Raw genomic sequence first — 13,478 nt, forward strand, 5'->3', positions numbered from 1 at the left:
CGCTTTTCATTGTATTTTCGACCATATGAAAACAGCCTTCTTTCGCTTTGTAGCCAGCCTTCTTCTATTATTTCCTGTTGTCACACAGGCGCAATCGTTCCCTTTAGAAACCGTTAGAAGTTATCCTTTCCCCTCCGACCTCACCAGTTCGGCCCAGGGGTCGCGGCTGGCGTGGGTGTTCAATGAACAGGGTCGCCGGAATGTCTACGTAGCCGAAGGCCCGGATTTTACACCCCGAAAACTCACGAACTACACCGAAGACGACGGACAGGAAATCACCAGTTTGGCAATCTCTGCCGACGGAAAATGGGTCGTCTACGTACGCGGTGGCGACCACGGTTCCAACTGGGACGAAGCGCTGCCGGTCAACACATCATCCTCGCCCAACCCCATCAAGGTCCATATCTGGAGTCTCCCCTTTGCGGGTGGCGAACCAAAGTCGTTATCGGAAGGAGATGAACCGCTGATTTCGCCCAAAAATGATCAAATCGCTTTTATCAAAGGCAATCAGGTCTGGACGGCCCCCATCGACGGATCATCCCCCGCCAGGAACCTCTTCACGGCCCGGGGCGAAAATGGGTCGATCCAATGGTCGCCCGATGGATCGCGGCTGGCCTTCGTCTGCAACCGGGGTGATCATGCTTTCGTCGGGGTTTTTACCAATTCCGAAACACCCATTCAATGGCTTGCTCCCTCCTTTTCGCGGGACCGCTCCCCCCGCTGGTCGCCCGACGGCACCAAAATTGCCTTCGTCCGGACAGCCGGTGCGGGTGGCGCACCCGATTCTCTGCTGGCCCGCAAACACCAGCCCTGGGGAATCTGGACGGCAGATGTCGCCACTGGGAAAGCCCTACCGCTCTGGCAGGCACCCAAAACACTGGCGGGGTCGTTGCCACCCACCCACGGCGGAACCAACCTGCACTGGGCCGCCAACGACCGCATTGTGTTTCTTTCGTACCAGGACGGCTGGCCCCACCTCTATTCGATGCCCTCTACGGGAGGTTCCCCCCTGCTGCTGACGCCGGGCGGTTTTATGGCCGAGCACATTCAGCTAAGCCCCGACCGCAAGTGGCTCGTTTTCAGTGGTAACACCGGCCCCGACAAACAGGACATCGACCGGCGGCACGTGGTTCGGGTTCCGGTCGACAAAGCCGCCGTGGAAGTGCTGACGCCCGGAGCCGGGCTGGAATGGACGCCGGTGGTAACGGGCGACGGGGCAACGATCGCGTTGATTAGCGCCACGGCCCAGCGTCCTCCGTTACCCGCCATCATGCTTTTTTCGAAGGGAACGCCCCGGCTGCTCGCCCAAAATCTGATTCCTGCCAATTTCCCAACCAACCAGTTGGTGACGCCCAAACAGGTCATTTTCAAAGCTGCCGATGGCGTAACGGTTCATGCCCAGCTTTTTGAACCGGCGGGCGGGCCTTCCAAAAAACCGGCGATCATTTACATACACGGCGGTCCCATGCGGCAGATGCAACTGGGCTGGAATTATTCCGATTATTATTCCAATGCCTATGCCTGGAACCAGTATTTGACGAGCCTCGGTTTTGCGGTTCTGTCGGTCAATTACCGGCTCGGCATTGGCTACGGCTACGCGTTTCACCAACCCGCCAGGGGCGGCAAAAACGGCGCGGCCGAGTACCAGGACATCCAGGCAGCCGGCGAATGGCTGGCAAAACAACCCCAGATCGACGCCAGCCGGATTGGGGTATACGGCGGTTCCTACGGCGGTTATTTGACGGCTTTGGCGTTGGGTCACGACTCCAAACTGTTTGCGGCTGGCGTCGATATTCACGGCGTACACGACATGACCAACGAGCGAACCGAACAGGTTTCCTACCAGATCGAGCAGATTCCGGATGCCAAACTGGCCGCAAAGGTAGCGTTTGAATCATCGCCGATTTCGGTGGTGAACACCTGGACTTCCCCCGTGCTGATCATCCACGGTGACGACGACCGCAACGTCCGGGTCAGCCAGAGTACCGATCTGGTCCGTCGGCTGGAAGCGAAGGGCGTCCCGATGGAGACGATGATCATTGTGGACGATACGCACCACTGGATGCGGCACGCCAATGCCCTGAAAGTGGGCAACGCCACGGCGGATTTTTTCAAGCGGAAACTGCTCAAAACCGGGAAGTAAATACTTTCCGGATGGCTTCCAACGCATCGCGGTTCAAAATGGTCACTACAGCATCTCCTTATCAACCAAATGCCAGTTTCCCATGAATCGCTTCTTTTTATTGTTTCTGATTGTTCTGTTTTCCAGTTGTGATAAAAGTGACCTCAAACCCGATCTGATTACGATGCAGGTGGCCGACCATTACCAGGATTGCACGGGTGTTGGCCCCATGAAATGCCTGTTGGTCAAAATAGACGGTGCCCCCAACTGGACGTATCATTACGCGGGTATTGAAGGTTTTGCCTATGAAGAAGGGTTCGAGTATAAACTGACCGTGAAGCGGGAGAAAATCAAAAATCCACCGGCCGACGGCTCCAGTATCCGGTATACGTTGGTCAACGTGATTGAAAAAATCAAACCATAACCAGGCAAAACCGCTTCGCCCATGAAAACCTTTACCCTTGCCGGTTTATTACTTTTTGGCGTTTATACCACCCAGGCGCAACACTGGCAGGGGCAGCTAGGCACCAATGTAGCCACCTTACCAGGCCGTTCGCTGGAACTCACCTCGGCCTGGAGTCCGAATCTGAACCAGTGGGCGCTGACGTTCCATGCCGGATACACCTACCACAATCCATTCGGCGGTTTTCGTTCCGGGTATGCCTGTGATTGCGGAGTCGACAACCTGAAAACATCGGGTGCCTTCGTTAAAGTCGGCTCCCGGTTCGACGTCATTCGCCGGGCAGGTAAACCGACTAAAGTAGGATTACCGATCGGCATTCATTTGATCGGTTCACAATACCGGCAGAAGGGCACGATTTCGTCCTTCCCCGACGGGCAACCGCGGACGCGTCTGCAAACCGCCAGCGGTTTTGTGCTGGGAATGGGCCTGACGGCCGCCCTCAACATCCGGTTTTCGTCGCGCTGGAATCTCGACCTGGGCGTTCAGAAGTTCATTGCCTTGCAAAAGCGGACAGACTATTTCCTGTTCGACAATTTCATGTCGCACCAGCCGGGAATTGGCCTCACCGATTGGAAAAGCTCCTTTCCCGGTTTGCAGGGGATTATCGGTTTGAATTATCGGTTGGGGCGGATGTAGATTTTTTTTATTCATCATCCCTTCCCAACTTGCTGCCCTTAATTCAATTATTCCATGTCAACTCCAAATTCCCCCGTGCGGGTTCTCGTTGTCGGCTGCGGCAACATGGGTTCTTCGCACGCCATAGCGTATTCCACGAACGACGGTTTTGAAATCTGCGGCATCGTTTCCACCGGCAAAAGCAAGGAAGTTCTGAACGAGCGTCTCGGCGGTGGTTATGCCCTGTTCACCGATCTGGCTACGGCCCTCGCCGACACCAAGCCCGATGCCGTTTGTATTTCGACCTATCCCGACACCCACGAAGTGTTTGCTATTCTGGCACTCGAACACGGCTGTCATGTGTTTATTGAAAAACCGCTCGCCGATACCGTCGAAGGTTCCGAGCGCGTGGTGGCTGCCGCCGAAAAAGCCGGCAAAAAAGTCGTTGTTGGGTATATCCTGCGCCAGCACCCTTCCTGGGAGAAGTTCATCGAAATTGCGCACGAAATGGGCAAACCGCTCGTGATGCGCATGAACCTGAACCAGCAAAGCCACGGCAGCATGTGGACCGTTCACCGGAATCTGATGAAAAGCCTCAGTCCGATTGTCGATTGTGGCGTCCATTACATCGACGTCATGTGCCAGATGACCCGCTCGAAACCGACGCAGGTGAACGCCATCGGTGCGCGGCTGACGGAAGAAATTCCGGCGGGCAACTACAACTATGGCCAGTTGCAAATCCGGTTCGAAGATGGGTCGGTTGGTTGGTATGAGGCCGGTTGGGGACCGATGATGAGCGAAACCGCCTTTTTTGTCAAAGACGTGATCGGACCGAAAGGTTGCGTTTCCATTGTGGCCAAAAACGCCGGAGCGGCCGGCAAATCGGACAACGTGGATTCGCACACCAAAACCGAATCACTCCGGGTTCACCACGCGCCCCTCGACCAAAACGACCAGTTTGTGCAGGAAGACACCTGGATCGACATGCAGGACGAGCCGGATCACCAGGAGCTTTGCAACCGCGAGCAACGGTATTTTCTGAAAGCCATTCGGGAAAACATCGACCTGACGGATCACTTGCAGGATGCCGTCAACAGCCTGCGCATCGCCTTTGCCTGTGATGAATCGGTGCGGACCGGCCAGCCGGTGATGTTGTAAATGCTGCTGGTCAAGCGGGGTCGCCCGGCGATTGCAAATCCTGACCAGCACCATCCGGGCTGTCTACTTCTGTAATTTGATACGCGACGGCGTGGGTGCCCGGTTCGGCTTCCAGATGAATCCATTGGGCAAAGTGACGGGTGAAACTCGCGCCGTAATAAAAAATCAGCGAGGAGTAGAAAACGAACAGGAGAATCAGCATAATCGACCCTGAAGCACCAAACAGGGACCGAACCGAACTGGTAATTAAAAACCGGTCCAGCACCTGTTCTCCGGCTTCGACCAGAATGCCCGTCACCAAAGCGCCCACCCAAACCGCCCGCCAACGAACGCGGATGTCGGGCAAATACTTGAAAATAACGGCAAACCAGACGGTCAGCATCAAAATCGACAGAAGATGCTGACCGACATCTGTCGACCAATCATACATCGCGCCCTGTTCCAGGCTATCTTTCAAGGGTAGAAACGTCCGGCGAACGGCCAGCGAAACCGTGAATAAAAAACCGGAAAACAGGATAATACCCAGTGCAACGACCCGATCGACCAACAGGTGCCAAACCTGTCTTTTAGCGACAGTCTTCACCCTCCAAAGCTGATTCAAAGAATTCTTGATGATGGCGAACAAGGTGGTGGAAGCGCCCAGCAAAAGCACAATGCTTAGGCCGGTTAAGAACGGGTTGGACCGCTCCTGTTGCAGATGCCGGGAAATATCCTGCAATTGACGGGCACTCTGATAACCAACCAGTTCAGCCAGTTTACGGATCAGCAGCACGTTCACGCGTTGGCCGTGTTCATTGAACAACTCTTCATACAACTGACTTAAAATGATGACGATGGGTGGTAAGGCAAACAGACTGAAAAAAGCCGTTGCTGCGGCCATGCGAATGGGGTCATTCGCTTTCAGATCCGAAAAAGCCCGAAGCGCTAATTGAAAAACAGGAATGGCTTTTTTCACGGTTGGTCAGATGACAATACTCCACGCTAACGCTGCGTTCAGACACATAGTTTAGACTTTTCTCCGCTCTTTTGATAGCCTATGCTACCAGAATAGCATATATCTTTACTTTTTCGATCAACAAGCTGATTTTATGAAAACCCTGCTGCTCGCCTGTGCTCTATTTTTCGGGGCATTCACTGCCGTTTATTCACAGTCGCCCGCCAAAGCCGACGCACCTAAAATTTATGACCCGACTGCCAATGCGCAGCAGGACATCCAACAGGCGGTTGCCAAAGCGCAAAAGGAAGGCAAACACGTGCTGCTGCAACTCGGTGGCAACTGGTGCGTGTGGTGCCTCCGGTTCCATGCCCTGACCACTACCGACACGACCCTCAATCGCTTACTGACCGACAATTATGTTGTTCTGCGCGTGAACTACAGTCCAGAGAACAAAAACGAGGAAACCCTGGCGCAACTGGGCTATCCACAACGGTTTGGCTTCCCGGTTTTTGTGGTGCTGGATGAAAAAGGAAACCGGATTCACACCCAGAACTCGGCCTATCTGGAAGAGGGAAAAGGCCACAGTCCGAAGTTGGTAGCGGATTTTTTACAGAGCTGGTCACCGAAAGCCCTGGATCCGAAATCATATCTCCCGAAAAAAAGTAAGTAACCAAACGAAGCGTAGCGGGTTCCCAGCGGTGTCACCTTCCTAGCAACTGTAACTACATTTTGCCCCATGCGGTCTTTAGTCCTCCTCTTGATCTCCTTTTTTTTCGCCACCGACCCGGTTTTTGCCCAAAAAGCCCACGAAATCCAGCGGTTTCAGTTGAAGGAAGTGAAGCAGGGCGTCGCCGTTGATGCCACTCACTTTTACGTTATCAACAACACTTCCCTTACCAAACATACGAAAACTGACGGCAAACAGGTGGCCGCCTGGCGGGATACAACGGGTTTATTGAAACACCTGAACAGTGGTGTTGTGCTCAACCGGAAACTCTTTTGCGTTCATTCCAATTACCCGGAAGTGCCGATGGTGAGTTCCATCGAAATTTTTGATGCCGAAACGCTTCGGCACATCGGTAGCCATAGCTTCGGACTGCTGCCCGGCTCGGCCACCTGGGCCGACTTTTACCAGGGCTACTGGTGGGTCGCCTTTGCCAATTACTCCGACAAAGCCTCCGCCGAAGGGCGCGACAACCGCTGGACGATGCTCGTAAAATTCAACGCCAACTGGGAGCGGCTGGAATCCTGGCAGTTTCCGGCGACGGTTTTGCAGGCTTTCGCCCCCAAAAGCACATCCGGCGGCACCTGGGGAAAAGAGGGGCTGATTTACTGCACCGGTCACGACAAACCGGAACTCTACGTCCTCAAACTCCCCGACCGTGGTTCTACCCTGCAACACGTAAAAACCATTCCGACCGTCAGTGAAGGGCAAGCCTTCGCTATCGACCGCAGCGTAAAGTCCAAACTGATTCTGTATGGAATTACCCGAAACGATAATTTTGTGGTGGTTTCGGAGGTAAAATAAAAATCTAGATGAGGTGCAATAATAATCTAAATACTGAATGTTGAATAGCGAATCAGTACTGTACGAAGGATTTAAAATGATTGGTAAACCGTTTTTCCTTCCCTTTTTTGGTCACGATTTTGCAAACGCTTGTCGATGCTAACGCAAATGAGGGGTGGTTGGCCGCGTAGCGGACGGATGTTTGTAGCCACAGTGTGCCATCAAGAAAGCCCGCGTGCCTTTGGGTACGCAATCACCTGCACCTGCCTGTTGCGTACCCAAAGGCACGCGGGAGGAACCGGGTAGTCTTTTCGTTACAAACATCCGTCCGCTACGCGGCCAACCATCCCTCATTCGCGTTACAGTATCAGAAAAAACCATTCTAAAGATCGTTCTACGCCAACAGCCAAAGAGGGTAAAAAAAATGCATCCTTCGTACACTACTGATTCAACATTCAGTATTCGATATTAAAAACCGATTCAAAGCTTAAAAATCCCCGTCACATATTTGGCGTTTACCCGGGCGCCGGGTTTGGCGGTGGCGGTGGCGATGTCGATTTCCCAGATGTACGTCCCCTCGGTGTAGCTCGTAACCGGCAGGTAGGTTTTTCCGTTTTCAACCGGTACCGACAGCGTAATGCCTCCCTGTCCGGCATGGGCCGGTATGCCGCCCGACACTTCTTTCACGGTTTTGGCATTCAGGTCGATGATGACGACGCTCAGGTTGACATCTTCGTAGGCCCACTGTCCGTTGACGGTCGGAAAACGGCCCATCTCGGCCAGCACCAGTCCGTTGCCCAGATACTGGCAATAATAGATTTTCCGGTTATTCGAAATTTCGTCCAGGTTGAAAAAATAGGTTGGATCGAAAACCGTCTCTCCGTTTTTAATCCGCAGAAAACCAGCCGGTTTGGTACGCTGCGAGAAGGTGTATGCCGACGAAGCCACGGTATAAATATCGCCGTTTTCGGTTTTGATCAAGCCATTGCTGCTGTTAGCCGAACCCGCCGGTCCCGTGCGAACATCCTTGATGACTTTCTCCAGCGTAAAAGCCGGATAACTGTAGATGGCGACATAAGCCGTGTCGGTAAAGGCCGTTTGCAACGTGGTCCGGTTCTGAAGGTAATACGAAACATAAGCTTTTCCGTCGCGAATCCGCATACCCGACGGCCACACCAGGTCGTCCCTAAACAGCGGGGCCAGTGAGTTTTTCACCTGACCCGTGAGCGTTGGCGTGGCAACCGTTGCCGTGTAGAACGTGGCACTGCGGTTTTCGGCCGCCGTCCGGGGAATCTGAATACCGCCGAGCGTATTCTCGTCGATGACCGTCGGCACGTCGAAGTATTTTTCGAAGGTAAAACTTCCCTTTTGAACCAGTTTGTTCGATGCGTCGAGCACAAAACCTACCGCCGAGGGCGTTCCCTGGTTCGTTCCGCTGCCGCCGATGCTGAAGATCGTTTTGCCCGCCTGCACGTACGTCCGGTTTCCCGTTTGCGCAATTCCCTGTCCGGCTACCGACAAGGTACCGCTCGTAATCGAGGTAGTTTGCAGCAGATAATCCGTTGACTGACTGGCTCCTACATCGCGGATGGCGACGACATACCCGCCGGTAACCGCCGGCGGATCAACCGGATCAGGGTCCTTGCTACACGAATTCAGCGACAGCCAGCAGCCTACAGCCACCAGCATCAGAATGGTTTTGTTGTACATAACGATGCATGATAATGGCTACAATTTACTGATAATTGTGGGCAAAATCCAGGATTTCACTCCTGCAACAAAGCCTATATTCTGTCAACCCCCCGGGTTCAACCGGTTTCCCTTTTTACAAATCAGGAGTTCGATTGTGCCATTCAATTTGAGAATGTTTTATTCCTTCTCATTTCTGTTTCCGGCGCTCTTTGAGTTCGGCTCTCATCTCTTCTTTGATGGCCTGATACTGTTGGTATTGATCAGCATTCAGGATCTTTTTCAACTCCTCGTCCTTCTTTTTCATCACAGCCTGAGCCTGCCGCGCCGTGCGGAGGTTTCGACCACCGGTTTCGATCAACACCTGGTTTTGTTTGGCATATTTCAGGTTGATAGCGGCCACCGGAGTTTCCTGCTCAGCGGACAGATTTAGTTTCTCTTTCATCCGCGCCGTCATTCGGGTGGCGCGTTCTTCGGGCGTTCCCAGTTCGCCCCGCTGGGCAAACGACGGGGCTGAAAGCAGGAGGAAGACAATGAAACAGACGGCTTTTGACAGGTTGGTTTTCATACTTTTCGACACGCGTTTCATTTTATTGGATTGGCTTTTGTTTGAATGGTCTGCGCGACCGCGAAGACGATACAAACGTAGCCTGCGGATAGACCGAATTCCTGAAAACCGCCGTGAAGCCGACCAATTCGGCCCTCAAAGCGCCATGACTCCGGGTGAAAGCTCAGAACTCCTCCATCCACTTTTTGAACTGGGGCGCTCGGTCTTTGCTAATCACCACCGAACCGCCCGGCAGGGGCTGAAGTTGCAATTGCAACCGGCCATTGAAATACAGCTCCGCTTCCTGAATGCTTTTCCGGAAGACGATAAACTGGCGATTGGCGCGAAAAAACTGCTGCGGGTCCAACTGATTTTCCAGATCGTCCAGCTTTTGATCGATGGGATAACGGATTCTGGTAAACAGCGTCGCGGAAACCACGCCCCCTTCAATGTCAAAATAGGCGATGTCGCTCACCTTGACCGGCAGCAGTTTATCCCGAAACTGAATCAGAAAGCTATTCCGGTAGGTTTTGGGCAGAAACACCCGGCCACTGAGCATTTCCTGCATCTGTCGCACCACATCGTCGGTGGCCGGGCGGGTCAGCGAGCGGTATTTCAGCAGACTGGCTTCCAATGCCTCCCGTTCAATGGGTTTCAGCAGGTAATCGATGCTGTTGAGCTTGAAAGCCCGGATGGCATATTCGTCGAAAGCCGTCGTAAAAATGATCGGACACGGCACCCGGACCTGTTCCAGCAGCGAGAACGACAGCCCATCGGCCAGTTGAATGTCCGAGAAAATGAGGTCGGGAGTGGGCAGACTTTCCCACCGCTCCCGGCCCTCGGCCACACTGTCGATGACCGCCAGAACTGTGAGGGAAGGTTCGATGTCCCGCAGCAAAGCGGCCAGGTGCGTTGCCGCCAGAACTTCATCTTCGATCAGTATAACGCGCATCAGACAGCCGGAATTAAGGGTAAATGAACACTAAACTCACGTTCGGTTCGAACGATCTGAATGGTCTTCCCGGTCAGCAGCCGGTAGCGGTTTTCCAGATTGGGCAGGCCGGTTCCGGTTCCATCGGCGGGTTCGGGTTTGGGCTGGTAGCCGTTGCTAACCCGGATGAACGCGCCCGACGGGTCGATAGCAAGCCGAATCGTCAACGGTTTGACGTTAGAAATAACGTTGTGTTTAACGCTATTTTCGATCAGAAGCTGCAACGACATCGGCGGAATCAGCCAGGACGCTTCGGTCGGCAACTCGTTGTGAATTTGCAGATTAGCACCAAACCGCATCGTCAGCAGGAACGAATAGGCCATCGTAAACTGCATCTCTTCGGCAAACGGCACCAGTTCCCGGTTTTGAACCTGGAGCGAATACCGCAACACCTGCGATAGTTTGGACAGATACGGCTGCGTGTTGGCACTGCCTTCCCGAATCAGCGAACTGAGGGCATTCAGCGAGTTGAACAGAAAATGAGGATTGAGCTGGGCGCGCAAGCCGTCGAGCTGGGCTTGCAGACTTTCCCGTTTCAGCCGCTCGTTTTCGGTCTGCATGCTGCGGTTTTGTTGCAGAACCGTCAGGAAATTCGCCACCAGCAAGGCCGTTCCCCACACGAAAAAACCGCGAAAGTAGGTGGTGACAAACACGAGAATCGGTCGCTCGGGGTACCAGGGCAAGACCAGCGCGACGAAGAGCGCATTGATTCCCAGAAACAACAGAAAGTTGATACCGTACCAGCCGGCGAGGTTGAGCCGGGGTTCGTAGCCTTTCCGAATCAGCACATACCGGTTTAGTTCAATGAAGAAGAAGGTGAATGCGATGTGAAACAGCACCCGGACGACCAGAAAAACCGTGTCCGGCAAACCGGGTATGACCGCCAGTTGGGTTTGGTTCGCCAGCCGGATCAACGGCAGGTTCACCAGAACCGCCACGATCACCGATGCGATCCCGGAAATTTGCCGAAAAGAGAAGCGCGCATTCATGCTGCAAAGATGACGCCTTCGGGGCTGAATCGGGTACGAATCAAACTGAAACCGGAAAATTCGACGGTCAATCAGCCAAAAACCGCCCTGAATTTCTTATTCCGTGGCCTTGTCAATGATTTCAGCGGCTTCTTTCATATCATCTTTTTCGGGCGTCGGCACATCCATAGGCACCGCGTCGGGGACGTAGGTCAGCGAAATCAGAATCGGAAAATGGTCGGAACCGCAGTTCGGCAGCCGGCGGATCAACCGCAGTTTGAAATGGTGGGACACAAAAATATGATCGAGCGGCCACCGCAAAAAGAAATAGTTGGCATGAAAGGTATTGTAAAGTCCCCGGCCGATGCGCGGGTCGAGCAGGCCGCTGACGCGCTGAAAAAGCCGCGTCGAGTGCGACCAGGCCACGTCGTTCAGATCACCGGCAACGATGATGGGCTCCTCCCGCCCCCGCACTTCCTTACCCACCACCAGCAACTCCGCATCCCGTTCCGTCGACCGGTAATGTTCCGTGGGGCTGGGCGGCATCGGGTGAATCCCGTAAAAATGAATCACCTGCCCCGAATCCAGCTCAAGCTGGGCGTAGATGGACGGAATATCATCCTGAATCAGAAACCGCACTTCGTGGTGCTGAATGGCAAACCGGGAGTAAAACAGCAGCCCGTAGGTATTTTCGAGCGGATGCAGAATCCGGTGCGGAAACTTCGCTTCCAGCGGTTCCAGTTCCGTTTGCCACCGCTGATTGGCTTCCAGAATCATGACCACATCCGGGTTGTGTTTTTCTACCAGTTTCAACACGTCGGGACAGTGGGTATTGTCCATGAACACGTTGGCATTCAGGATCCGGATGGTGTTGTGGTCTTCGGAACGGTCTGCGGTCGGTTTTCCAAAATACTTCACCTGCTTCCGGTGCAATTGCGTAAAGGGGTAGATCAGCCAGCCTTCGTAGACCAGAGCCGCCAGTAAACCCGTCACGCCCAGCAACATCGGCCATTCCGTATTCCGGCTCAGGGCTACCCACCCCAGTAGGCCCATGGCCGCCAGCACGGTGAGTTGCAGGTGGGGAAAATCCCAGATCCGAATCCACCAGGCATCGACCCGGATCAGATGTATGAAAGAAATGGTGGTTATGACAAATGCGTATCCAATCAGAAAAGTGTCTATCGTGCTCATTTCAGGTTCAGTGGGCCATTCGTATCATAAAACCGGAAAGCAAGTTAGAGGTTTAATCCTGAAATTAATTTTTAAGAACCGGCAAGATCGGGTGTAAACTATTTTCTGGCTCACAGTCTTGTAAAAAAAACGCTTTTGCAATAGTTTTGCAGCATGAGAATGGCACCAACGCTTTAATCTTCCCTCCTGCGGTCCTCCGACCATCGGCCTTTTTTGGCCTGTTTTCCTATTGTCTTCACAAAAAAACTGGCTGGCTCCGGCACAGCTCTCTACGTATGTCTGCCCTTTTCAATCAGAAAGAAATCGAACAATTCATCCGGGATGGATTTATTCGCATCGACCATGCCTTCTCCTCCGAAACCGCCCGACAAGCCCGAAATATTCTTTGGAAAGACCTGAACGCCGACCCGAACAATCCGGCAACCTGGACCCAACCGGTTATCCGGCTGGGCATGTATTCCCAGGAACCGTTCGTTCAGGCAGCTAACCCGCCCATTCTCCACCAGGCTTTCGATCAGCTCGTCGGGCCGGGCCGCTGGCTTCCCTGCCGAAGCATGGGGACGTTTCCGGTTCGTTTCCCATCAGACACTGACCCCGGCGATACCGGCTGGCACGTCGACGCCAGTTTTCCGGGCGACGATCCAACGAATTACTGGACATGGCGGGTGAATGTCCGGTCAAAAGGCCGGGGGCTGCTGATGCTCTTTCTTTTTTCGGATGTCAGCGAACGCGATGCACCAACCCGCATCCGCGTTGGCTCCCACCAGGATGTCGCCCGCCTGCTCAAACCAGCGGGCGAAGCCGGGCTTCCATTTCCGGAACTGGCCGGAAAGCTGGCGGAATTACCGCAACGAAACGAAGTGCTGGCCACCGGAAAAGCCGGGACGGTGTACCTCTGTCATCCTTTTCTGGCCCATGCCGCCCAGCCTCACCACGGCCGGGAACCCCGTTTTTTAGCCCAACCGCCACTTCTGCTCCGGCAAGAACTGCAGATTGAAGGATTGAAAGGGGCGTATTATCCGGTGGAAGAAGCCATCCGGCTGGCATTGATGTTGTAATTTCAAATGAAAAATGATGAATGTCGAATGTAAAGGTGTATGGCGTGTCCAGCTACTTTTACATTTAACATTCTTCATTTTTCATTAGAGTTTATACCGATTAAAGGTTTACTGAACACTTGAACTGGTTAGACGAAAATTGTGTAATCCGCAACAGATTTCCATTATGCGATCCTGAATGCCGGATTTCCAACAGCGAATTCGATCTTTGACAATGCGACAAATTTTGACC

General features: G+C 53.5%; 13 protein-coding genes. 7 read left to right on the forward strand and 6 right to left on the reverse strand.

What is annotated here, in order from left to right:
- The first annotated feature begins 25 nt into the window (after positions 1–25).
- From DUE52_RS14405 to DUE52_RS14420, 4 genes are all read left to right on the forward strand, one after another.
- Positions 26–2,143, forward strand: coding sequence for a S9 family peptidase (locus tag DUE52_RS14405; RefSeq protein ID WP_114406709.1), 2,118 nt, complete (start codon positions 26–28; stop codon positions 2,141–2,143).
- A gap of 82 nt (positions 2,144–2,225) precedes the next feature.
- Entirely contained in the window at positions 2,226–2,546 is a 321-nt protein-coding gene (locus DUE52_RS14410; protein ID WP_114406710.1) for a DUF4377 domain-containing protein, read from the forward strand.
- A gap of 21 nt (positions 2,547–2,567) precedes the next feature.
- Positions 2,568–3,221: a hypothetical protein gene (locus DUE52_RS14415; protein WP_114406711.1), complete on the forward strand. Its 654-nt coding sequence runs from the start codon at positions 2,568–2,570 to the stop codon at positions 3,219–3,221.
- A 54-nt stretch (positions 3,222–3,275) separates the two neighbouring features.
- Positions 3,276–4,358: a Gfo/Idh/MocA family protein gene (locus tag DUE52_RS14420; protein ID WP_114406712.1), complete on the forward strand. Its 1,083-nt coding sequence runs from the start codon at positions 3,276–3,278 to the stop codon at positions 4,356–4,358.
- 10 nt (positions 4,359–4,368) lie between these two features.
- Here DUE52_RS14420 and DUE52_RS14425 read toward each other — a convergent pair whose 3' ends face one another.
- The gene (locus DUE52_RS14425) at positions 4,369–5,313 is read right to left on the reverse strand and encodes a YihY/virulence factor BrkB family protein (protein WP_229312169.1); all 945 of its coding nucleotides are present in this window, start codon (positions 5,311–5,313) and stop codon (positions 4,369–4,371) included.
- A gap of 133 nt (positions 5,314–5,446) precedes the next feature.
- On the opposite strand from DUE52_RS14425, the gene DUE52_RS14430 reads away from it, so the two are divergent.
- The gene (locus tag DUE52_RS14430; RefSeq protein ID WP_114406713.1) at positions 5,447–5,965 is read left to right on the forward strand and encodes a thioredoxin family protein; all 519 of its coding nucleotides are present in this window, start codon (positions 5,447–5,449) and stop codon (positions 5,963–5,965) included.
- 66 nt (positions 5,966–6,031) lie between these two features.
- On the forward strand, positions 6,032–6,823 hold the full coding sequence (locus tag DUE52_RS14435) for a hypothetical protein (protein WP_114406714.1): 792 nt from the start codon (positions 6,032–6,034) through the stop codon (positions 6,821–6,823).
- A gap of 459 nt (positions 6,824–7,282) precedes the next feature.
- Here DUE52_RS14435 and DUE52_RS14440 read toward each other — a convergent pair whose 3' ends face one another.
- The 5 genes from DUE52_RS14440 to DUE52_RS14460 form a co-directional block, all read right to left on the reverse strand.
- Positions 7,283–8,512 (reverse strand): DUF4374 domain-containing protein, encoded by a 1,230-nt coding sequence (locus tag DUE52_RS14440; protein ID WP_114406715.1) that lies wholly within the window; start codon positions 8,510–8,512, stop codon positions 7,283–7,285.
- A 169-nt stretch (positions 8,513–8,681) separates the two neighbouring features.
- Positions 8,682–9,059, reverse strand: coding sequence for a DUF4890 domain-containing protein (locus DUE52_RS14445; RefSeq protein ID WP_133299841.1), 378 nt, complete (start codon positions 9,057–9,059; stop codon positions 8,682–8,684).
- A 163-nt stretch (positions 9,060–9,222) separates the two neighbouring features.
- Positions 9,223–9,990: a LytR/AlgR family response regulator transcription factor gene (locus DUE52_RS14450; RefSeq protein ID WP_114406717.1), complete on the reverse strand. Its 768-nt coding sequence runs from the start codon at positions 9,988–9,990 to the stop codon at positions 9,223–9,225.
- Positions 9,990–11,018 (reverse strand): sensor histidine kinase, encoded by a 1,029-nt coding sequence (locus DUE52_RS14455; RefSeq protein WP_114406718.1) that lies wholly within the window; start codon positions 11,016–11,018, stop codon positions 9,990–9,992. Before DUE52_RS14455 ends, DUE52_RS14450 begins: the two co-directional genes overlap by 1 nt.
- A gap of 96 nt (positions 11,019–11,114) precedes the next feature.
- Positions 11,115–12,188 carry an endonuclease/exonuclease/phosphatase family protein gene (locus DUE52_RS14460; RefSeq protein ID WP_114406719.1) on the reverse strand — a complete coding sequence of 358 codons (1,074 nt, stop codon included), beginning with the start codon at positions 12,186–12,188 and terminating at the stop codon, positions 11,115–11,117.
- Between the two features lie 275 nt (positions 12,189–12,463).
- Between DUE52_RS14460 and DUE52_RS14465 the strand changes: the two genes are divergently transcribed.
- Positions 12,464–13,246, forward strand: coding sequence for a phytanoyl-CoA dioxygenase family protein (locus DUE52_RS14465; protein WP_114406720.1), 783 nt, complete (start codon positions 12,464–12,466; stop codon positions 13,244–13,246).
- The last annotated feature ends 232 nt before the right edge of the window (positions 13,247–13,478 follow it).

Source organism: Larkinella punicea (assembly GCF_003334855.1).
Taxonomy (GTDB): domain Bacteria; phylum Bacteroidota; class Bacteroidia; order Cytophagales; family Spirosomataceae; genus Larkinella; species Larkinella punicea.